The sequence below is a fragment of the Maribacter litoralis genome, from assembly GCF_902506355.1.
GTDB lineage: Bacteria > Bacteroidota > Bacteroidia > Flavobacteriales > Flavobacteriaceae > Maribacter > Maribacter litoralis.
The window spans coordinates 990,854-1,013,043 of record NZ_LR733271.1 but is presented as its reverse complement, the minus strand read 5'-3'; the positions used below and the strand labels follow the sequence as shown (position 1 = coordinate 1,013,043).

At 35.8% G+C, this 22,190-nt stretch carries 15 protein-coding genes; 2 read left to right on the top strand and 13 right to left on the bottom strand.

Annotated features, from left to right (window positions below):
- Nucleotides 1-3: 3 nt before the first annotated feature.
- From EXIGUO8A_RS04150 to EXIGUO8A_RS04135, 4 genes are all read right to left on the bottom strand, one after another.
- Nucleotides 4-1,668, bottom strand: a complete 1,665-nt coding sequence (locus tag EXIGUO8A_RS04150; RefSeq protein ID WP_159302039.1) for a tetratricopeptide repeat-containing sensor histidine kinase — start codon at nucleotides 1,666-1,668, stop codon at nucleotides 4-6.
- Nucleotides 1,669-1,944: 276 nt separating this feature from the next.
- On the bottom strand, nucleotides 1,945-2,613 hold the full coding sequence (locus tag EXIGUO8A_RS04145) for a bifunctional 4-hydroxy-2-oxoglutarate aldolase/2-dehydro-3-deoxy-phosphogluconate aldolase (RefSeq protein WP_116771025.1): 669 nt from the start codon (nucleotides 2,611-2,613) through the stop codon (nucleotides 1,945-1,947).
- A 7-nt stretch (nucleotides 2,614-2,620) separates the two neighbouring features.
- A complete protein-coding gene (locus tag EXIGUO8A_RS04140; protein ID WP_159302038.1) occupies nucleotides 2,621-3,841 on the bottom strand; it encodes a 6-phosphofructokinase in 1,221 nt (406 codons plus the stop codon).
- Between the two features lie 34 nt (nucleotides 3,842-3,875).
- Entirely contained in the window at nucleotides 3,876-4,922 is a 1,047-nt protein-coding gene (locus EXIGUO8A_RS04135) for a sugar kinase (protein WP_116771023.1), read from the bottom strand.
- Nucleotides 4,923-5,072: 150 nt separating this feature from the next.
- Between EXIGUO8A_RS04135 and EXIGUO8A_RS04130 the strand changes: the two genes are divergently transcribed.
- Nucleotides 5,073-6,089, top strand: coding sequence for a LacI family DNA-binding transcriptional regulator (locus EXIGUO8A_RS04130; RefSeq protein WP_159302037.1), 1,017 nt, complete (start codon nucleotides 5,073-5,075; stop codon nucleotides 6,087-6,089).
- Between the two features lie 58 nt (nucleotides 6,090-6,147).
- On the opposite strand, the gene EXIGUO8A_RS04125 is transcribed toward EXIGUO8A_RS04130, so the two are convergent.
- The 5 genes from EXIGUO8A_RS04125 to EXIGUO8A_RS04105 form a co-directional block, all read right to left on the bottom strand.
- On the bottom strand, nucleotides 6,148-6,912 hold the full coding sequence (locus EXIGUO8A_RS04125; protein ID WP_116771021.1) for an SDR family NAD(P)-dependent oxidoreductase: 765 nt from the start codon (nucleotides 6,910-6,912) through the stop codon (nucleotides 6,148-6,150).
- Nucleotides 6,913-6,951: 39 nt separating this feature from the next.
- A complete protein-coding gene (locus EXIGUO8A_RS04120) occupies nucleotides 6,952-8,250 on the bottom strand; it encodes an MFS transporter (RefSeq protein WP_159302036.1) in 1,299 nt (432 codons plus the stop codon).
- 115 nt (nucleotides 8,251-8,365) lie between these two features.
- Nucleotides 8,366-9,067 (bottom strand): FadR/GntR family transcriptional regulator, encoded by a 702-nt coding sequence (locus EXIGUO8A_RS04115; protein WP_116771019.1) that lies wholly within the window; start codon nucleotides 9,065-9,067, stop codon nucleotides 8,366-8,368.
- A 187-nt stretch (nucleotides 9,068-9,254) separates the two neighbouring features.
- Nucleotides 9,255-10,784, bottom strand: coding sequence for a RagB/SusD family nutrient uptake outer membrane protein (locus EXIGUO8A_RS04110; protein ID WP_159302035.1), 1,530 nt, complete (start codon nucleotides 10,782-10,784; stop codon nucleotides 9,255-9,257).
- Nucleotides 10,785-10,812: 28 nt separating this feature from the next.
- Nucleotides 10,813-13,848: a SusC/RagA family TonB-linked outer membrane protein gene (locus EXIGUO8A_RS04105; RefSeq protein ID WP_159302034.1), complete on the bottom strand. Its 3,036-nt coding sequence runs from the start codon at nucleotides 13,846-13,848 to the stop codon at nucleotides 10,813-10,815.
- Nucleotides 13,849-14,499: 651 nt separating this feature from the next.
- Here EXIGUO8A_RS04105 and EXIGUO8A_RS04100 point away from each other — a divergent pair.
- Nucleotides 14,500-15,600 carry a type I phosphomannose isomerase catalytic subunit gene (locus EXIGUO8A_RS04100; protein ID WP_159302033.1) on the top strand — a complete coding sequence of 367 codons (1,101 nt, stop codon included), beginning with the start codon at nucleotides 14,500-14,502 and terminating at the stop codon, nucleotides 15,598-15,600.
- Nucleotides 15,601-15,711: 111 nt separating this feature from the next.
- On the opposite strand, the gene EXIGUO8A_RS04095 is transcribed toward EXIGUO8A_RS04100, so the two are convergent.
- From EXIGUO8A_RS04095 to EXIGUO8A_RS04080, 4 genes are all read right to left on the bottom strand, one after another.
- Complete coding sequence (locus EXIGUO8A_RS04095; RefSeq protein WP_159302032.1) at nucleotides 15,712-16,965, bottom strand: Nramp family divalent metal transporter; 1,254 nt, start codon at nucleotides 16,963-16,965, stop codon at nucleotides 15,712-15,714.
- Nucleotides 16,966-17,082: 117 nt separating this feature from the next.
- A complete protein-coding gene (locus EXIGUO8A_RS04090; RefSeq protein ID WP_159302031.1) occupies nucleotides 17,083-17,457 on the bottom strand; it encodes a cupin domain-containing protein in 375 nt (124 codons plus the stop codon).
- Nucleotides 17,458-17,469: 12 nt separating this feature from the next.
- A complete protein-coding gene (locus EXIGUO8A_RS04085; RefSeq protein ID WP_159302030.1) occupies nucleotides 17,470-19,704 on the bottom strand; it encodes an alginate lyase family protein in 2,235 nt (744 codons plus the stop codon).
- 8 nt (nucleotides 19,705-19,712) lie between these two features.
- Nucleotides 19,713-22,049, bottom strand: a complete 2,337-nt coding sequence (locus tag EXIGUO8A_RS04080; RefSeq protein ID WP_159302029.1) for a chondroitinase-B domain-containing protein — start codon at nucleotides 22,047-22,049, stop codon at nucleotides 19,713-19,715.
- Nucleotides 22,050-22,190 lie beyond the last annotated feature (141 nt).

Below are 22,190 nucleotides of genomic sequence, written 5' to 3'. Positions count from 1 at the left end.
GCATTAAATTATTACTGATGCCTTAAAGCCATCACCTTGCTTAGTTTCAAAATTAATAGTTCCATTTAAAGAAGCGATACGGGATTCCGTATGTTGAAGGCCATTTTTTTTAAAAAGATCACATCCTACTCCGTTATCTCGATAATTTATGTGAATTTTTGAACCTTCTTTTTGAAAAACCAAAGTGACGAATGTGGCTTGACTATGTTTGCGCATGTTCGTCATCAGTTCTTGTAAAACCCTATATATAGCGGTCTTTTTAAGTTCAGGAATATTCTCCCAAGGCATTTTAGAAAGATTTCTGGTAATTACTTTTACTTTATCATTCTTATACCCAAGTAACAAATCGTTTAATTGAAGTCCGAAATCTTGTCTTAGGTCAATTGCACTATTTTCTCTGGAAATATCTCGCGTTTTGGTATAAATTTTTTCCATTTCGTCTAAAACCTTACTATCTATGCCCGAATTATTCTCAAGAGAGGTCATTACTTTATACATATCATTTGCAACTTCATCATGTACCTTTTTGGCAATTCTAGTCTCTGTTTTATAGACTTCTTCAATTTTTGCTTTTCGGTATCTATTTCTATAAATGAAATAAGACCCAATGAAGATTAAAAAAATAATTAAAGCAAGTGCTTGGTAGGCTAAACGTTTACGTGATTCTATTTCTTGCAGTAGTATGCTGGCTTGGGTTTTCTTTTGCTCTTCTGCGACATTGTATTTAAGGTAAGCATTTTTATTTTCTGCCATTTGTTTGGCATTCGAAATACTATCGGTCAATTTCTTATACTCATGAATTAATGGGTTTTTGTTCAAGTTCATCAATTGTGAAATAGATTCTAACTTAAAAGAACTGCTATTGAGTTTATCTGATAGGGCAAGGGCTTTTTTAGCATATAACAGAGCTTTTGTAGTATCCTTTCTGTCTAGATAATACTCAGACAAGTGAGTGTTGCTAGCATGTTGGCCAATTATATCGTTATTTTTTTGCCTTAGTTTTAAAGCATTCCTTAGGTTTTGTAAACCCTCTGGTATATTAAGTTTTGATTGTACAAGTCCTAAATTATCTGTTACTAATGTGGTTTGATAGTCATTTGAAAAATGAGAACGTTTTTCAAATAAGAACGAATAAATACGTAATGCATTTTTATAGTCTAGTAGGTCTTTGTAGATGTTGGCCTTGTTATTTAAGATAATGACACTGTCATTTAATTTATTGGCAATGAGCAATGCTTTGTCAAAGGTTTTAATGGCTTCGGCTGAATTGTGAGAAGCTCTATAGATACGCCCTAATTGGTTGTAGAGACCAACTCTTGAATTGATCAATGTATCTTTTGCCTGCATAGATTCAATAAGATTCAATGCTTCAACAATGTGATTTTCACTACTAAAATTATTACCTATTTTAAATTCGGCGATAGAAAGAAGCCTTAGGTCATATATTGCGTTTAAGGTGTCTCTTAACGCTAAATCTTGATTTTTTTTCTTGGAGAAATAATGTACTCCCGAAGCAAGGTCTTGAGGTTGAGAAGGGTTTATGATAGCTTTTCTGTAATGCAGGGAGCTGTCAATTGAAGTTTGCGATTTTGAGCTAATAGGCAAAAAAAACACAAAAATAGCCAGTATTAATTGTAGCCTGTACATGGTGCTTAAATTGCATTTCATGCTTCTAAAATATAAACTAATTGGGTAATAACTTTGTTAGAGGTCGTATTAATTAAGTTATCATTATGTATTGTAATAGTAATATTAACCTATTAGGTTGATAGCCAATAATCTATTCATTGAGCGTAGACTTTCTTTCGGTTTAAAATAAAAAGGGCACAAAATCTGGCGTATTGCCATGATTTTAATGCCCTTTTCCAACTAACAACTTAAATATGCACTTTTAAAAGACAGTTCTAAATATAGTTGTGATACTTAGTGTACTGCCTCTATACTTTATGATCTTAATTTTTTGATCGTTGCCAAGGTCTCTTTAACCAAAGCTTCTAACCCTGCGTAATCTCTATTAGCTAAAATATCTTTGCTGATTAATTTTGATCCCATACCAACGCAAGTTACACCGGCATCGAACCAACCTTTTAAGTTATCCTCATCTGTACTTACACCACCTGTTGGCATAATGCTTGTCCAAGGTTGAGGTCCTTTAATTCCTTTTACAAATCCAGGTCCGTAAAGAGAACCAGGAAATAATTTTACAATCTCACAGCCCATTTCTTCGGCTTTGTTGATTTCGGTCAATGAACCACAACCAGGAGACCATAATACTTTTCTACGGTTACAAACAATTGCAATATCTTCTCTTAAAGATGGTGTCACAATAAAATTTGCACCTATTGACATGTAGTAAGAAGCTGCCGCAGCATCGGTGATAGATCCTACACCCATAATCATACCAGGTAAGTTCTTAATAGCGTACTTGTTCAATTCAGAAAACACTTCGAAAGCGAAATCGCCACGAGCGGTAAATTCCATTAAACGTGCACCACCATCATAACAAGCTTGTAAAATCTTTTTACCTAACTCAATGTCTGGGTGGTAGAACAAAGGTACCATACCCGATTCCTTCATTACATTTGCTACTTCTATTCTTGAATATTGTGCCATTTGTTTTTTATTTCTCGGTTAAAATTTTGTTGAAATCGTAGTCTGAAGGGTTGTCAACATATTTTTTTGCATCATCATAATCACCTTCGCCTACATAAAATAAATTTTGAAAGCATAATTCTGCCAATTCTGAATTAATTTTCACCAATCTAGGCGCAATTTTACCATTTTCATCTTGTATTTCAGACAAGAACAAAGGCGTTATTTCACCTCTAGAATTTGCTGTGACCATACAGCTACTTTTGCCTTCATCGAATAATTTTTTTACGCCTAGACCTAAAACCGTACAAAGTGTAAGGTCAAAACCAATAGGTCTGCAACAGCGTAATTCGTAACCCAGTTCAACTGGTCTACTTTTAATATGAATACCTAATTCTTTTAATTTTTTTTGAACGAGCATATTAAAAATATGCGCTTTGCTTACATTGCCTAATTCTGGATGCCCGTGGTCATCATATGTGAAATTAATATCGCACTTTTTCAATTCTGAATCGGGCATATTGTGAAATACACCTTCACTTATTAGAGCAACACCATAATGGATATTTTCAATTTTACGTTTGATCATTGAAGAAATGACCATTCGTACCACTTTATCAAAGGTGATAGAAGTACGATCGAACATTTCTGGTATGATCATCATTGGAAAGTGGCAACTTGCCGCTATACCAAAAGCCAAGTGCCCTGCAGACCTACCCATGGTAGACATAACAAACCAGTTTTGACTTGTACGTGCATCTTCATAAGTAGTGTTCCCTATACGTACACCTTCATCTTTTGCAGAATGAAAACCAAATGTTGGGTTTCTATCCGGTAACGGTAAATCGTTGTCAATGGTTTTAGGTACGTGAATATTAGCAATAGAAATACCTTCTTTCTCTAAATAACCAGTAATTCTGTTGGCGGTAGAGGCGGTGTCATCACCACCTATACTTACCAACAGCTTTACATTGTTATCAATAAACAGGTTAGTGTTTAGTTTTTCATTTTTAGGTTTAAAACGACTCATTATTAATGTAGAGCCGCCTCTACTGAAAATCCTATCTGCATGGAAAAAGTCAAATTCCTTTATTTGCGGATTTTCATTAAAAATTCCCTTAAAACCTTCATGCAAACCTAAAACGCGATAATCATCTTTTAAAAATGCCTTCGCAACAGTACTGATAACGGTATTGATACCGGGAGCAGGACCACCGCCACAAAGGATTAAAACAGATTTTTTCGACATTTTTTTGGTTTTAGAAGTATAGGTTATGTTCTATTTATCTTGCAACTCTACCAGAGGCATCACCACCCATAAGTTTTTCAACTTCAGAAACGGTAACTAGGTTGGCATCACCTTTAATAGTATGCTTTAAACAAGATGCTGCAACTGCAAAGTCAAGTGCGTTTTGATCATCTTCTGGGTATTTTAATAATCCGTAGATCAAACCTCCCATAAAAGAATCACCACCACCAACACGGTCAACGATATCGGTAATTTGGTATTGGCGGGTTTCGTACATTTTATTTCCGTCCCAAAGAACACCTGCCCATGTATTATGAGAAGCAGATATAGAACCTCTTAAAGTAGTAATCACTTTTTTCGCTTTAGGGAATTTTTTCATCATCTGCTTACATACAGATAAAAAAGCTTCCGCTTTAACATCGGCACCATCTTTATGTACGTCAAGTCCTTCTGGGTGAATTCCAAAGTGTTTTTCAGCATCTTCTTCATTACCTAAAATAATATCACAATACTCGGTTAAACCGGCCATTATTTTTTCTCTATGTGCATCATCACAGTATGTCCAAAGTTTAGCTCTATAGTTTAAATCCGTTGAAATCGTAATACCTTTTGCACTTGCAGCTTTAACAGCTTCTAAACAAACATCTGCGGCACCTTGTGAAATGGCCGGTGTAATACCCGTCCAATGAAACCACTCTACATTTTCAAAAACAGCATCCCAATCGATCATTCCAGACTCTATCTCTGCAATGGCAGAATGAGCTCTGTCGTAAACAACTTTACTACCTCTAGATACCGCTCCCGTTTCTAGGAAATAAATACCTAAACGATCACCACCATATACAATTTTATCTACACCAACACCTCTTTTGCGCATTTCCATCATGGCACATTCACCAATGTCATTCTTAGGTAAACGTGTTACGAAATCTACAGGAACACCATAATTAGCTAATGAAACAGCAACGTTAGATTCTCCTCCACCATATACTACATCAAAATTATTGGCTTGTGAAAACCTTAAAAATCCTTGTGGTGCTAAACGAAGCATTATTTCACCGAATGTTACTACTTTTTTCATGTTGTTTATTAAGTTTTATATGTACTAAATTATCGTTTGTTTAATCGATTAACCACTTTAGGTAAAAAATAACCAAAATAGACCTTTTTTGTTTACTTCAATTAAAGTCTTACTTTTGGTTAATCGATTAAACAAATATATATAAAGTAATTGAATAAAAAAAGAACAACTTTAAAAGACATTGCTAATGTTTTGCATATTTCTACCGCAGCGGTTTCCAAAGCTTTAAATGACGATGCGCGAATAAGTATAAAGACGAAAAAAGCCGTTAAGCAAGTCGCTGAAGAATTAAATTACCAACCTAATCATTTGGCAAGTGCCTTACGAAAAGGAAAAAGTAATTTGGTAGGGGTAATCGTGCCTAGAACGAATAGTAATTTCTTTTCATCGGTAGTCGAAAATATGGAGGAAGTTCTTAATAAGGCCGGGTATAATATTATTATCACCCAGTCTAACGAGTCATTTGAAAAAGAGTGTAAGAATATTGATGCACTTTTATATACTCAAGTTGATGGCATCATTGCTTCTATGGCCAATGAAACCGTTGATCTTTCTTATTATGAGAAAATAAAATCCAAGGGTATTCCTTTGATCTTGTTCGATAGGGGTGAGAATGACCTAAATGTGGATTATGTTGGTATTGATGATTATCAAAGTAGTCATATGATCGTGGATCATTTAGTTGCCCAAGGGTGTAAACGCATTGCACATATAGGCGGATTTAGAAGAACAAGAATTTTCAATAACAGAATACGCGGCTATGTCGATGCAATTAAGAAGCATAAGTTACCTACCGAAGACGAATTACTTATCGAAAGCGGTTTAACTTTGGATGATGGAAGATTGCAAATTGAAAAGTTATTAGCTCTAAAAAACAGACCGGATGCCGTATATGTTGCCAGTGATTATGCTGCTTTGGGAGCTTTGCAGGTTTTAAAGGAAAAAAATATAAAGGTTCCTCAAGATATAAAACTTGTAGGTTTTGGTAATGAACCGTTTACATCTTTGGTGACCCCTTCCATAACCAGTGTTAGTCAACATAGTGCACAAATAGGAAGGTTGGCTGCCGAAACATTTTTAGGCTATATAGAAAAAGAAGTCGTAAAGCAGACGTTGAATAAAATTATTTTAGAATCTCAATTGATCGTTAGGGATTCATCTAAATAAAAAAGCGTCATCGTAAATAACGATAACGCTTTTGATATATAAAAAAATAGTTTTCCTATTAAATTCCTAATGCTTGACCGCCACCAATTTGAATAGTTTCTGCGGTGATAAAAGAAGCATCTTTGCTGGCCAAGAAAGAAACAACACCAGCAACATCTTCTGGTTGTCCTAATCTACCTAACATGATATTGTTTGCCCATGAAGCAAATACTTCTGGTTTAGTAGCTTTGATCTGTGCATGGAAAGGAGTGTCTATAGTACCAGGAGATACTGCATTTGCTCTAATACCATATTCTGCCAAATCTTTTGCCAAGGCTCTAGTTATTGCGTGAACTCCTGCTTTAGACGTACCGTAGATACCAGCTCCAGGTCCACCAGCAGTCCACCCTGCATTAGATGTATAGTTGATAATTGATGGGTGCTCACCTTTTTTAAGGTAAGGGATTGCAGCTCTTGAAGCAAAGAAAGTAGAATCAAGGTTCAACGCCATAACAGATCTGTAAAATTCTGTAGTCATTTCTTCAAAACGAGATCTACCACCTAATCCACCAGCATTGTTAACCAATGTGTCTATTTTACCATACTTTTCACCAATTGCTTTAATGTTTTTGGTTACAGCTTCTTCGTTAGTAACATCGAAACCTAAGTATTCTGCGGAAATTCCTTCTGCAGTAAGTTCTTTAATTCTTTGAGCACCGGCTTCGTCATCTATTCCGTTTAAGATAACCGTATACCCATCTTGTCCTAATCTTTTAGCAACTTCAAATCCGATACCTCCAGTTGCTCCTGTTACTACTGCTATTTTTCCGTTTGACTCACTCATTACTTTTGTTATTTACTTTAATTAAAATTATATGCTTAGTTATTTTTGTTTTAAGGGTTCTATTTTACCACATAAAATCCAGATACTTGCTAGGGCAATTATTGCCATTGTTGCTCCAATGACGAAAGCTGGTGTGTAATTTCCACCTGACGTTAACCATGGTACAAGGTAAATTAGCGCTGCAGCTGTTAATTTTGCTGCCATACCGGCAATACCAGATAGTGTTCCTATTGTTTTACCTCCAAAGAAATCACTTGGTAAAGTTTGAACATTTCCGATAGCAGTTTGAAAACCAAATAATATTAGCGCCATTATGATAACAGCTGTGGTAGGTCCGCCTGGATTTGCCATTGCCAATAAGCTTGGTAACATAATAAGACAACCAATCGTAATAATAATTTTTCTTGTTTTATCTACGCTCCAACCCGCTTTTAATCGATTCTGTGCAAACAAGCCGCCGAACCATGCGCCTAGCATTGCTCCAGCATAAGGTACCCATCCGTAGATACCAATTGTCTTAACATCCATACCGTATACTTCGTTAAGGTATATTGGAATCCATACTACGAACAACCACCAAATTGGGTCAATTGCTGCAGAGGCTATAATTACACCCCAGCTTTGTTTATGAGATAGCAATTTTCCTGTATCTGGGTTATATCCTTCATCATGAGTACCATCATTATCGATATCTTGGTTTTGTTGACCTGTTAAAATATAATTACGTTCTTCCTCAGAAATCCAAGGATGTTTTTTTGGAGGAGCTTTTACTAAAATCAACCAAGGTATTAACCATAACAATCCTAGGAGTCCAACGATTACAAATATCATTTCCCAGCTAAAGTAAACCGTCATAAAAGCTATGGCAGGTATTGCAATTATACCACCTACAGCAGCACCAGAATTAAATAAACCTTGTGCAAATGCTCTTTCTTCGGTAGGAAACCATTCTGCGTTGGCTTTTGCAGCTCCTGGCCAGTTACCGGCTTCAGCGATTCCTAGAATGGTTCTAAAGAAACCAAAACTTAAAACTCCTCTTGCTAAAGCATGTAGGGCAGTTGCAATTGACCAAACTCCAATGGATAATGCAAAGCCAATACGAGTACCTACCCAATCTAATATTTTACCGAAAATAGCTTGACCGAATGCGTATGCGAACATAAACACTACCGATATGGTTGCGAAAATTTCTTTACGTTCGTCGTTAGTACTTTCAGGAAAAAGGTCTTCGGCTATATCCGGCCAAAGTACACCTATAGATTGTCTGTCTATATAATTTATTATAGTCGCTAATGCAATTAAAGCGATAACCCACCATCGTAAACCCCTAATTTTCATAATTCTTTATTTTAATTGGTTATTGCTTGTCGATGATAATATTTAGCCTTTTGAGGGTGTTGCTCAAATGCCCTTGTATTTTCATTCAGTTGGTTAATTGGATAAATTGTATCCTTTAAATATTGTAACAATACTTATATAGCTCGTTGAAATGATCTTTCATCATTTGTTTTGCTAGTTGAGTATCTTGTTCTTTGATAGCATTAAAAATATTTTGATGCTCTTTTATTCTTTTTGGACCTTGATCCTTATCACATACATGATATTTTTCAAAGTTGTTGATGATCTCTGGTGTAATAATCAACATCATTCTATTGATGGTACTATTTCTACATGCTTGTGCAATAGCTAAATGAAAAAGCAAATCTTCTTGTACGGCATCTTCGTTATTCAGTACTTTTTCTTTGTATGATTCTAAAGCTTCTTCCATTTTTGCCAAATCATCATCAGTTCTTCTTTTAGCGGCTAATCTTACTGTTTTAAGTTCTAAGAGTATTCTTGTTTCTACCAGCGATTTAAAATCTGGGTCTTCTAAAGCAAGAATATCGTTCATCATACCCTTCATGGCCACTGGACCGATGTCTGCCACAAACGTTCCACTTTGTGGTTTTGATTTCAGTATGCCATAGAATTCAAGTTTTTGTATAGCCTCACGAACATTGTTTCTACTTACTTCAAATTTTTCCGAAAGCATTCTTTCAGAAGGCAACTTGTCGCCCGGTTCAAGATTTTTAACAATTATTAAATCTCTTATTTTGGCAATAATTGTATTGTGAAGTTCCTTATGCTCATTTCTTGTTAAGATTTCTATCTTCATAGTTCACATTATTAATTACGAAAAAATTGGTTAACCAGATTGGTTTATCAAATTTATAAAAATAACTGTATAAACAAATTTTTCGTCGGTCTAATGTTCAGAACTTCTTTAGTTTTAAAGGAAAAGATGGGCTGGCTATCTCAAAAGCCAGCCATCTTTAAAAAAACCAACTCAAACAACTTCGTTATTAATACCCAGGATTCTGTGTTAAATTTGGGTTTCTTTCTAGTTCATCTTCAGGTAATGGAAGCAGATAATCATCTTCAGAAAAGAATGGTTTTTCTCCTTCAAGACCAGATGCGTTAAATACCTCGTTACCTATTTTTCTTCTTACAATGTCGTACCATCTTTTTCCTTCAAAGGCAAATTCTAGTCTACGTTCTTCTAAAATATCGTCTACAGTGACAGTGCCCGATAAGTCTGCGGGAACAGTGCTTGGAGCATATGTTACTGGAACACTAGCACCTGTTTGGGTTTCGCCACCCATTCTAGCTCTTGCTCTAACTTGGTTAACATAATTAAGTGCTGTTGCATTGTCGCCTAATTCTACTGCTGCTTCAGCAGCAATTAATAACACTTCTGCATAACGCATCATTGAATAGTTGTGGCTGGTCGCCCTTGCATTTGCACGGGCAAAAGGACCGGGAAAACGAGTGTACTTTGCTATGTATGGGTTGTTTTTTGCAAATTCATGGCCACTGATATCAAATTCAGTATAATCTACAACAGTACCATCAATAGATGCTTCGTCATCTAAACTAACCGCTCTTCTGTAATCTGCGGCATCCCATGTCGTGTACACTTCTAACGTTGGAACTGCGACAGACCAACCTCCTCCTAAGTTTCTATCGTCTCCTCTAATTCCTGTCATTGGAGCTATTTGATCGTAAGCATTGTCATCGGCTTCGAAATTATTATAGTCCAAGGCAAAAATCGGTTCAAGAGATGCGTCTATGGCATCGGCATTGAAAAGGTTTTGAAAATTAGGTTCTAATGCTAAATTATAAGTACCCGCATTATCTATAACTTCTTGTGCTTCGTCATATGCATTTTGCCATTCTCCCAAAGTCAAGTATACTAATGATAAATATGAACTAGCTGCTGCTTTTGAAGGAATTGCTCTAGAGGTAACCGTTGATGGTAACCAAGTTTTTGCATACTCTAAATCTGAAATAATATTTTGATATACTTCAGCCGCAGGAGTTCTAGTGATTGCCGTAGCAGCGTCAAAATCGGTAACAGGTTCATCGATATAGGGAACATCTCCAAATAACCTAACCAAGTGGAAATAGTAAAATGCCCTTGCAAAATAAGCTTGAGCCGTAATCGGATTTTTAATGGCGTCATCTACATCTACATCTTCTGCACCTGCAATAGCAGCATTTGCTGCAGCAATACCTTGATACGTTTTTGGCCAGAATTCACTGATCATACCGTTACTGGCAAGAGTTGTGAATTCATTCATTTCAACCCTTCTTGTTTCGTTAGAGGCAAGACTCACCATGTCTGAACGTAACATTAATGCAATCGATAATTTTCTACCCCAAAACTTCTCATTAATAGCATGGGTCAAAGAACCATCTACTGCCGTTTGAATATTCGTAGTAGTTTCAAAGAAACCTTCTGCTGACAATATACCTACAGGTTCTTCCTCTAAATCTGAACAACCCATTATTGATAAACCTACCAATAACAGTAATAATTTATATATTTTCATTTTTCTAAATTTTTAAATTAATTCTTTATTAAAACTTTAAGTTAAGACTCATGGTTACGGTTCTCACCGTTGGGTAGTTACCAAAATCAAAACCTTGTGCGGTATTTGCCGAGGTATTGTTGTTACCACCAGAACCATAATAACTAACTTCAGGATCTAAACCAGAATAATCTGTAATTGTTAATAGGTTTTGTGCACTTAAAGATAATCTTAGGTTATCAAGACCTAATTTTTCTGTAATGTTAGCAGGTACTGTATAACCTAAGGATATATTCTTAAGTCTTATATAGCTGCCGTCTTCTACAAATCTAGAAGAGATTTCCCTGTTACTGTTATTACCAACGCGTGGAGCGTTTGTGTCAGTATTTGTTGGTGTCCAAGCACTATTGTAGTAAGCACTAGTAGTATTGGCATCTCCATTAGTTAACTGTACGTTGGTCAAGTTAAAGATGTCTCCACCTTGAGAACCTTGAAAGAATATACTTAAATCTAAGTTTTTATAATTGAAGTTATTAGTGAAACCCCAAGTAAAATCTGGGTTGGGGTTACCAATAGTAGTTCTATCCGCTTCGGTAATGTCGCCACTACCATCGATATCAGCGAACAATGGATCACCTGCTACACCGCCTGATAAGGTTTGTGTTCCTGCAGGTACTGTTCCACCTTGGTAAACACCAGCATACTCATAGCCCCAAAACAGACCAACTTCCTCGCCAACTCTTAATACATAACTTCTGTCATGACTAAAATAACTTGGCGTTGCATCGAAAAACAAATCTGCATCGTTTACCAAGCTAACCACTTCATTTTTATTAAAAGCGATATTGAAATCAGTTGTCCATCTAAAATCCTCCTTAAGAATATTTTTTGTGCTCAAAGCAATTTCAAGACCTCTATTGTTTATTTCACCAACATTAGCTAAGATGTCATCACCAGAGAATCCTAAGTATTCGGTTATACTGTTATCCGTTAAAATTAAGTCTTTGGTGTCTATATTGTAGTAATCCAATGATACGGATACTCTATTATTGATTAAACCTAAATCTATACCAAAGTTTGTTTGATAAGAAGACTCCCACTTCAGATTTGGATTTTCAGCTTGTTCTGGAGTAACGGCACTTACAGTCTGTCCGTTGCTAGAAGCGTAAAGAGTCTCAAGTCTTGATAAAGATTGGTATGCACCAATTGATGGGTTACCGGTAACACCGTAACTAGCTCTAAATTTTAAGTTGGAAATTGCCTTGCTGTCTTTAAGAAAGTTTTCATTTGAGACTTTCCATCCTAAAGCTGCGGAAGGGAATAGGGCATACTTTTCATTTGCTGCAAAGTTTGATGCACCATCTCTTCTTAAAGTTGCCGTTAATAAATATTTATCATCATAATCGTAATTAAAACGACCAAATTGAGATTGAATTTCCACTTCTGATTTTGAAGAATCTGGTTGTAAGATGTTCGTTGCAGAACCTAAACCATAATAAGAAAACCCATCTGATATGAAACCGGTTGCTTCAGAGAAAAAGTTTTCTGAAACTGTTTTTTGATAAGAGTAACCTCCTAATAATGTTAAATTGCTTTTACCGAATTCTTTGGTATAGGTCAAATAGTTCTCACTTAAAACACTTGTTTCTCTATCAGTATCTACAATTGCTCTTCCACTTTCCCCACCTGCTGTCTGTGTTAGTATTGAAGGAAAGAAAATACCTCTAGTCTGATTTTCTGTACTTAAACCAAAAGTCGTTTTAAAACTTAAACCTTCTAATATTTCATAATTAGCATATAAATTAGCTCTAAAATTATCAGTTTTTGTTTCATCAATTCTTTCTGTTGCTACAGCGAAAGGGTTGTCAACTGGATCACCAACGGTATTACCAAATGTATACGTTCCATCAGCATTATAAACTGGTTGATCTGGTGCATATCTCAAAGCTAATGTGATAACATCATCTCCACCGGCAGAAACTGAACCGTCAGATTGTGTTGCAGAACCATTTTTAATACCTCTACTTCCGAAAAGGTTCATTCCTAACTTTAATTTGTCTGTTACTTGCGCGTCAATGTTAGATAAGAACGTTAATCTTTCAAAATCAGAACCTATTATAATACCATCTTGTTTGAAGTAGTTGGCAGAAGCATAAAAATTAATTTTTTCGCTACCCCCTGAAAATGACACTTGGTTATTAGATGTGCTACCTGATCTATAAATTAAATCTTGCCAATCGGTATTGGCAGGTCCTTGAGTGTATGGAGTGGTAACACCGTTGTTAGTTCGAATTTGATTTTGATAATCGGCAAACTCGCTTGCGTTCAATAAATCTAATCTGTTTGATATATTTTGAATCGCATATGTAGTATTTGCTTCAATGGATAATTTTCCGCTTCTACCTTTTTTCGTAGTAACCAAAATTACACCATTAGATCCTCTTGAACCGTAGATAGCTGTAGCTGATGCATCTTTTAAAACTTCCATTGATTCAATGTCGTTTGCCTGTGGCATTGAAGCACCAACGAAACCATCCACTACAACTAGGGGAGAACTACTAGCGTTAATAGAAGTATTACCTCTAATTTTAATGCTGATAGGAGCACCTGGCTCACCTCCGTTATTAGATTGTACAACAACACCGGCAGCACGTCCTTGCAATGCCTGTTCTGCATTTAATACCGGATAAGCATTTAGTTCTTCAGACTTAACCGAAGAAACAGACCCTGTAATATCACTCTTTTTTTGGGAGCCGTAACCTACAACAACAACCTCTTCAAGTTGGCTGGCATCTTCTGCAAGAACAACGTCTAAAGTTTGCTGTCCGTTAATAGTAACTTCTTGTTTGGCATAACCAATTGAAGAAAATTCCAATACATCTCCATTAGAAACTGTAATGGAGTAATTACCGTCAAAATCTGTAGAAGTACCTGTCGTCGTATTTTGGATAACAACGTTAGCACCAGGTACTGGCATACTTGTTTCATCGGTAACCGTACCGGTCAAAGTATACCCTTCTTGTGCGAATAAGGAGATGTTTAGGAGCAACATCATCACTAATGCTAATTTCGTTTTTAAATTCATTTGTAGTCTTGTTATGTTAATTTAAGTTCGACTTATTGAAGTCAGATTAAAGCATTTAAAAAATGAAAATCGAGTTAACTTCCATTTCTACTTATTTTACGGGCCCACGTTGCTTCCAGTTATGTATAACTCTTGCTGTGGAAGAAAGTTAAGCGGTAAAATAATTCGTTGTAAAAAACTTTTTTTGCTTGATTGTTGAAAGTGATATTGGTGATTTGTTTTTAAATTTTGATCATAGAGTTTAGATTAATTTTAAAGTTCGATACTAATTTGAGTCTAAATAAATTTTGGTTTTCCAAACTGGTTATCCAATTTGGTTTACCAAATATATGTTATTTAATCGTTAAAAAAAGAGATTTTTATATTTTAACAACTTTTACTGTGTTGAAATCTTGTAATTCTGCTTTTAAGCCCTATGAATATTGAGGATATGGTATTTTGTTAACAAATACATCAATTTCTTAAAAAGGATTCTTTTAAGCTCAATAAGATGTATTTTTCGCTTAAAATTCATTGATAATTCGTTAAATTTGAGCGGTTTTCCTCTCTGAAATTTCAATTAATATTAGGTTTTAAAAAATTCTCGATGAATTCAATACGTTGATTTTCATTGTATTTTGATATTTCTAAACATTCAATAATTACATACCTATGAATACTAATTTTCAGCAATACGCATATATACCTCTAAAACAATTTTCAAACCGGGTTTGGAGAACTTATGAAGGTGGTGCTTTAATAGATAAATGGAAAAAAGCCGCACCCGAAGTTGATGGTAGTATGCCCGAAGAATGGATTATGTCTACTGTAACGGCTAGAGGAAATGGAAGACCGGAGAATGAAGGTTTGTCTATGGTAGAAACTCCTTCAGGTACTTTTTCCTTAAAAGAATTAGTGTCATCTAACAAAGAACTTTATTTGGGCAAGGCATTGGCAGATAAGTTCGGTACTACAGGTGTATTGATCAAAATGCTTGATTCAAAAGAACGATTAACGATACAGGTACACCCCGATAAAGCGTATGCTAAAACTATGTTGAACTCCACTTTTGGAAAAACCGAATCTTGGTATGTATTGAACAAACGTGAAATAAATGGCGAAAAGAGTGTCATTTACATGGGGTTTAAAGAGGGAGTGACCCGAGAACAATGGGAAATCTTATTTAAAAATCAAGACATAGAAGGTATGCTGAATTGCTTACATAAAATAGAGGTGCATCCTGGTGATGCCTATATGATTTATGGAGGCGTGCCGCACGCCATAGGTAGCGGGTGCTTTTTGATGGAGGTACAAGAGCCTACCGATTATACCATGCGCGTAGAAAAAGTGACTCCTGCCGGATTAAAAATTTCAGATGAACTTATACATCAAGGTGTTGGTGAGCAAAATATGCTTGACTGTTTTCATTATGATGGCTGTTCTTACGAAGAGGCGTTGCGTAGGTGGAAAGTTACCCCTCATGCTGTTGATTCGTCTGAAACACACACTTTGAATAGCATATTTAATGAAACGCATACAGACTGTTTTGGGTTAAGTGAATTAGAACTAAGCACAAATGCAGAGCATACGTTGAAAGCTAATGGTAGTTTTTTTGTAGCCGTTATTTATTATGGGGAAGGAACTATAATTTGTGGGGGTAAGGAGTATAGCTTTTCGCAAGGAGATGAAATATTCTTTTCCGCAGCTATTGAAGAGGTGAATTTCAAATCAAATATAGAAACGAAAATACTTTTGTGTTATCCTCCAACTTAAAAATGACATGTAAGAGTTAAGTTAAGATTGTACAAATTGTGAAAAAGGAGAACAAAATCTAATATCTTGTTCGCTTTTTTTATGAATTACTTTGTCTTAAAAAAATAGTAACTACGATATAAAATCGATAAAACCGTTTAGTGCAACATATAGCATATAGCAATTGAAAATGAATGTTGCGCCTAATGCCAAATTCATCCAAAGTCCTATTTTATGTGATTTCATGACGCTTTCTTTGTTCAATAGTATAAGCAGAAAAAGAGTGATCAGTGGCATTACAAACGGACTCAAGGCCTGTGAAGCAATTAAAATCCAAACCGGTTTTCCTCCTAAAAGAGGAACTATTAAACCCGATAGGGCAACTAATACCACTATGAGTTTATAAAGAGGCTTTTTCATATCGCGTTCTGTACCGGTATAGTCGGAAACCAACCAAGGAAAAAGTAGTAAGTTGGGAAAGATCGATGAGAGTCCCGCTCCTATAATTCCCAGAGTAAATAAGGTAAGTGCGAAATCTCCTGCCCATGGTCCTAAAGCGTGCATCATATCGGTGGCGTCATCAACTTTACCTCCTTTAAAATATAATGTTCCAGTAGCACTGATCATAATGGCGAGGCTAATAAAGAAAGTCATGATCATAGATGACATGGCATCTTTATTTTCTGTTTTTAGATCTTTTAACCCCCAATTTTGTTCTTGAACCAAAACACTTCTAGAGGCTAAACATACACCAGCCATTGTGGTGCCCACAATACCGGCAATAACCAATCCATTATTATCGCCTGAAGGTAATTCAGGAAAAAATGAGGCGATAGAAGTACCTGCTTCTTTGACCACCATAAAACTGGTTACAATAAAAGCCAAGGCCATAAACCCGACCATTATACTCATGGCTTTTATAAAATTTTCGTGCTTTCCAGTCCAAAAAAGTGCAATTAGTAATGCTATGAAAAAGACGGCTACAATAGGGCCGTTAAGAAAAGAAATATTTGTCTTCACCGAAATCCATTCCATGGTTACCTCTGCGACAACGCCCATAACCCCTATACAAGATGAGACTATGGAGACCAATAGGGCGGTAATTATAAATATTGTTAATGGCTTACCAAATGTCTTTTTGAAATTGAACATTAGGGTATCACCAGAAACTATGGTCAATTTGCTAATGGCGACCAAAAGAAAGTAGGTAAAAAAACAAGACAACAGTAGTGCCCATGAAAGGCTAAGTCCATACTTTGCCCCAGATACTACCATTGAGGTAACACTGCCAGTACCTACAACATAGCCTATGATAAAAAATGCTGGGCCAAAATTTTTAAGGCTTCTTTTAAATTTTCCTATAGCGGATGTATTTTTTGTTGCCATATGTATTGGTCCAGCATTTAAAGTGTTATTGAAATATGTTTACATCAAGTAATTTTATGTGTTGATATAATACATTTGTTGATCCGTACAGTCTAAAACAAGACTCGGTTTACTTTGTTAAGATTTGTCGCCAAAGTACGATACTTCGCCACCGCTTAAGAAATCTTCTCTAACAGGGCTAAAAGTGTCTATAAGCATACCTTCTTCTAAACAAACGGCACTATGTAACAAGTTAGGTTCAATGTAAACACCATCACCAGCTTCTACTATTTGCTTTACACCATCAATTTCAAATTCGAATTTACCCGATACACAATATGTGGCTTGCGTATGAAAATGTTGGTGAGGTGCACCTAAAGCCCCTTTTTCAAACTTTACCTTAACCATCATAATTTGATTGTCATATCCTAAGAATTTTCTTGATACTCCGCCACCAAGTTCTTCCCATTCCATGTCTTTTGCTATGACATATTTTTCACTGAATCTTTTCATAATCTATTTCTGTTATTGTTTATTAAAGTAATAAGAACCAGACCATTCATAGTCCTTATCGTTTATTTTTAATTTATGATTAGCGTCTTTAGATGCGTTTGTATTTGCTAAAATAAAAATGCTTGTTCCATCTTTTACATCTTTAATTTCAATTGCCGTATATGCAGCACTATCAAAAATAACCTTTAGCTCTTTTATGTTGCTATTGGAATTTAAGGCTAACTCAGAAACCGGACTATAACTACCATGAGATTCTACTGTGGATACAAAAAGTGTATTTTGGGTATCTTTTCTGCGTAAAATTAAACCGGCTTCCCTTCTTAAATTAAACTCGGGATCATTTGCACCTATTCTTACGAATTTAAATTCATCATTGTTATTGGTTGCAGATGTTAAAGTGTAGAACCTACCATTTTCTAACCAACTAAATTTGGTGTTTTCATCTTCAGTTGTACCTGAACCCTCTAGCCATAAATGCTGGTATCCATAGCCGTTTCCTAGTGCCTCTAGTGTTTTAGGAGCTTCATAATCAATATTGGTACTTACAACTTGTCCCATAAAATAGAAGGGGAGGTCGTATTGATTCGTGCTGTCTGATGATATTTTTAAAATATCTAGCATAAAGGGCTTTTCAAAACCGTCTTGCTTTATTATAGCCATGGTCCTGTGCATTTCGGTGCCTGGGTAGGCATTTGTTTCTTTAGCGCTTACAATTTGAATATTTTCTTTAGCGCTATCAAAGACATATAAACTAGGGTGGTACTTGCTGCCAATATCATATTTGCCTTGGTAATGAGATTGTTCATTTAGTACTACGGTATTATGAGCTATGGTCTGCTTTGCCCAAGTTTTATTTTCTTTCAAATAATTTCCACCGCCTTTTTGTTCAATGTTTACAAAACGGGCCAATCCGTAATCTTGTAGCACTTCATCGCCGTTTTCGTAGAATGAATAAGATAACTTATCGTAATGGCCGTGGCTAGATCCTTGCGAGGCATATTTAAAAACAAGTTCTAAACCTTCGCTTCTTAAAATACCTACACCACCTTGTTTGCCATTTGGACCGTCAGATAGGTTGATCGATTTTTTTTCAAATGGTAGTGCTTTCCCATTTTTAACCCCTAATGCGACTGCCAGACCAGAGTCATCTAACAAGACTTTATTTTGCTTAGCGGCTATGCTAAGTAGACCAGGGTCTTGGTTGCCAAAATAATAGGAAATATCTACGGCTGTAACCAATGCGTTATTATAAAATGACATTCCTTTTTGCCCATCGTTAAGAGGAAAAAAGTCGCCATCGGCATCAGATAAGTTTAAAAGTGCATCTATGGATTTTAATAGCACGCCATCTTTGTATTCAAAAATTTTAAGTTCAGGTTTTACATTGTGCAATCCTTCAGCGAAAATTAGAAATGGATACATGGCATAACGTTGGTAGTAAGGACCTTCGTTGTAATAACCATCTGGAGAAAAGGGCTCTTCGATATTAGCTAAAAATCCTGCCTTACCATCTTTATTTAAAAATCCACCATCATCATCTTTGGCGGTTTTGTCTAAATTAACTCCTTTTATACCGTATAATGCCCGATCAATCAATTCTTGATCGTTCATCACCAAACCAATCATGCCTACAGCGGCATTTCCCCAAGTACTGTGATTGTGAACCCTTTGGTAAAATTGCGGACTGTCTACCGATATGTGGTCTGCAAAAGGTCTAAATAGATTTTTTTCAAGCTTTTTTCTTTCCGCTTTATCCAAATAATCATAAATACAATCATAAGCTTGGCTAACGTAAACCAACCAATTAGAGTCATTTAAACATTGCCAAAATAATTTACCCCTAGCATACGATCTTGTTTTTGGATGCAGCGGTAATGTCTTATACATAGCTTCATATTGCATAAGCATATCCTTTACATATTCGGCATACTTTTCATCTTCCAGTATTTGATAGAGAACACCTGCTTGTTGCATCACCACCATATTACGTTTATGGCGTTCATGTGTATAGCCGCCAGAATAATCTTTGGGTACGGGTGTATCTATACCTAAGTTTATTTCTGCATCTATTTCTTCTTTTAGCTGTTGTAGGGTAGCATCGAATAAAGGCACATTACCTAATTCTGCCCGAATTTTTTGCACACCTTTCTTTGTAAGAATCAAACTAGGGTGTTCTTGAGCCATAGTATTTAGGCAAAGAAAAATACAGCAAATAAGTATCTGCAATGTTGTTATGTTTTTGGTCATTCTTGTTGTTAATTTTTAATTAGACCTAAGTCTTTGCCATCGGTACCTTTACCCTTTAGAGGAGAGTCTGTACTCAATAAATAATTACTGCTTTCGTCAAATTCGGGAGCAAGTTCCCATTGATTGTCCACTTCATATTTTTGGTCGCCGGTAACAATTAGTTTTTCAGAATTGCTTAAAGCATTGTTGAGAACCTTTACAATAGGTTCACCAACAACCAAATGCATATTTATAGCTTTGCTGTCTTTAAAAATATTGTTCTTGATGTCAATTTCCTGCACACCGTATAAAGAAAGGGCGGCGTCATATTTATTTTTTTTGCCATAACCTACATGGTCGAATACATTATGCTCTACTTCTAAAAACGGACCAAATGTACTCTCATCTTTACCACCTCTGTATAGCCTTAATGCCGCACCTTGCAAATCATTGATGGCATTGTTCTTCATTATAAAATATTCTACATTATAAGCGCCTATATCGTCCGTTTCTTTATCCAATGCAGCAATACTTCCAGAAATATTTTTAAAACTGGAGTTCTTAATGCTTATGGTATCGGCAAATGTTCCTTTAGAAACCCTAAGAACATCAAAGGAGTGGTTTACTACCATGTCCTTAAATTCGCAATTTTCAATAAACAGTTTATAATTGTCTATCATACTGGTTTTACTGGTGCTTATAACAGAATTGCCGGCGTAATCAGGAGATTTGGTACCGTTAAAACTAATGTTCTCTAAAGACAAACTACCTCCGTTCTGTATTTCGAAAGCCATCATTCTTTCAAAAAGGATGGTCGCTTTTTCTTCGCCGTTAGTTTTAAAAGTTAGTGGATGGTCAATCTTTACCGCTTTGGTCAATAAATAGGTGCCTCCCTCTTCTAAAATAATAATATCTCCAGGTTTAGACACTTTTACGACCTCATATAAGGTATTGATGCCAGCATTCGCCTTTATAGTGTTGCCAGAGTTTAAAGCTATATAGTTGTCGGCTTTTGAATACCAGCTTGTACCTGTATTTTCTTTGGTCGCAATTTTAGGGCTGATAGATACTTTTGATTTAATTTTACTAGAAGTAGGAATCAATAATCCGTTTTCGTCTTTCAACAGTTTAATTTTGGCATTTTTAAACCCTTCTTCTATTGTGGTTTCAGAATTTTCACCCAGAATGTTATTCTTAAATGTAATACCGCTAATATCATCATCAATGGTGAATACATCTTTTTTGGTTTCGTTATAAATAATGTTTCCTGAAAACTCTGAAGTTTTGGGTGCCTGACTTCTTTCGTCATCGCTGCCTGCCCCAAAAAGAATGTTGTCGCAGTTTACAAATGTGTTGTTGTTCACCTTAGAGTCTATAACAGGTACATATCTATTAGGAGGTGAGTTGGGTACACCGTTCATCATAACAAAAGCACCTCTAAAACGGTAACCGGTTAAACCAATATGGTAGTTGTTTATTACTGTTTGACTTTCATTGATTACACGAATACCACCGGTACTTGGTTTGTTGTTTCCAATGAATACATTGCCATCCACTAACGTTTCATTGCCGTGTCTCATGGTCAATGTACCTGTACATTCAAAAAAAGTGTTGTACTTAAAAGTATTGTTACAGGCTTTGTTCGATATAATCTCATGCTCGCCATTGGTTCTGTCAAAATAATTGGACTCGACAAAAGTGTTCGATTTTTCCAAAGCATGATGGCTAGTGCCAATTCTTAAGGTTTCTCCACCATTATTACCGTAGGTAGGTCTTGGCCCAAAATAATTATGGTCGATTTTGTGATTGTTATCTCTACTTTCTTCAGTGTCCAAACCAACGATCATTGTAACGCCCAAATTCTTTTTGCCAGCTATATGGTTGTGGTCAATTCGATTGTTTTTTCCGTAAATAGTAATCCAGTAATCTTGTACTTGGCGTTCTGGATTATTATAATTGTCAATGACACATTCTGTTAAACGAGAATTATTGGCCATTTTTTCTCTACTTTTTCTAAAGGATATTACCGCGTTGGTAGGCGTATAGCCATTTTTAAAAACAAGCCCCTTAACTATTAAATGGTCTCCGGCAATCCTTAAATTCGACTCTCCAGATAAAATTACTTTGCCCATTTCTTCAACCGTAAGGGTTATCGGTTTTTCTGAAGTACCATTGGCTTCAAAAAGTAATTCAGCGTCCGTCCAAACTCCATTCGCTAAAACAATGCTATCACCGGGCTGAACTTGTTTTAGTTTGGTCTCAAACTCTTCTACTGTATGAACTAGGTTGGGTGTTGTTGTGTTTGGTGCAAAAGAAAATACCAAACAAAGACACAACAATGAAAATAATAGGTGATGAGGTTTCATAAATCAAAACTGGTTAACCAAATTGGTTTACCAAAAATAAGGATATTTGTAAGACTTACAAATATTTAACATAATATCGGTCGTTTTAATTATATAATCATAATTAAACCCCTGAGTGGTTACTAATTTCGTAAAATGTAT

Excerpts from the sequence above, each read along its gene's own strand:
- EXIGUO8A_RS04150 (WP_159302039.1), bottom strand. The coding sequence starts at position 1,668 with ATGAAATGCAATTTAAGCACCATGTACAGGCTACAATTAATACTGGCT.
- EXIGUO8A_RS04145 (WP_116771025.1), bottom strand. The coding sequence starts at position 2,613 with ATGGCACAATATTCAAGAATAGAAGTAGCAAATGTAATGAAGGAATCG.
- EXIGUO8A_RS04140 (WP_159302038.1), bottom strand. The coding sequence starts at position 3,841 with ATGTCGAAAAAATCTGTTTTAATCCTTTGTGGCGGTGGTCCTGCTCCC.
- EXIGUO8A_RS04135 (WP_116771023.1), bottom strand. The coding sequence starts at position 4,922 with ATGAAAAAAGTAGTAACATTCGGTGAAATAATGCTTCGTTTAGCACCA.
- EXIGUO8A_RS04125 (WP_116771021.1), bottom strand. The coding sequence starts at position 6,912 with ATGAGTGAGTCAAACGGAAAAATAGCAGTAGTAACAGGAGCAACTGGA.
- EXIGUO8A_RS04120 (WP_159302036.1), bottom strand. The coding sequence starts at position 8,250 with ATGAAAATTAGGGGTTTACGATGGTGGGTTATCGCTTTAATTGCATTA.
- EXIGUO8A_RS04115 (WP_116771019.1), bottom strand. The coding sequence starts at position 9,067 with ATGAAGATAGAAATCTTAACAAGAAATGAGCATAAGGAACTTCACAAT.
- EXIGUO8A_RS04110 (WP_159302035.1), bottom strand. The coding sequence starts at position 10,784 with ATGAAAATATATAAATTATTACTGTTATTGGTAGGTTTATCAATAATG.
- EXIGUO8A_RS04105 (WP_159302034.1), bottom strand. The coding sequence starts at position 13,848 with ATGAATTTAAAAACGAAATTAGCATTAGTGATGATGTTGCTCCTAAAC.
- EXIGUO8A_RS04100 (WP_159302033.1), top strand. The coding sequence starts at position 14,500 with ATGAATACTAATTTTCAGCAATACGCATATATACCTCTAAAACAATTT.
- EXIGUO8A_RS04095 (WP_159302032.1), bottom strand. The coding sequence starts at position 16,965 with ATGGCAACAAAAAATACATCCGCTATAGGAAAATTTAAAAGAAGCCTT.
- EXIGUO8A_RS04090 (WP_159302031.1), bottom strand. The coding sequence starts at position 17,457 with ATGAAAAGATTCAGTGAAAAATATGTCATAGCAAAAGACATGGAATGG.
- EXIGUO8A_RS04085 (WP_159302030.1), bottom strand. The coding sequence starts at position 19,704 with ATGACCAAAAACATAACAACATTGCAGATACTTATTTGCTGTATTTTT.
- EXIGUO8A_RS04080 (WP_159302029.1), bottom strand. The coding sequence starts at position 22,049 with ATGAAACCTCATCACCTATTATTTTCATTGTTGTGTCTTTGTTTGGTA.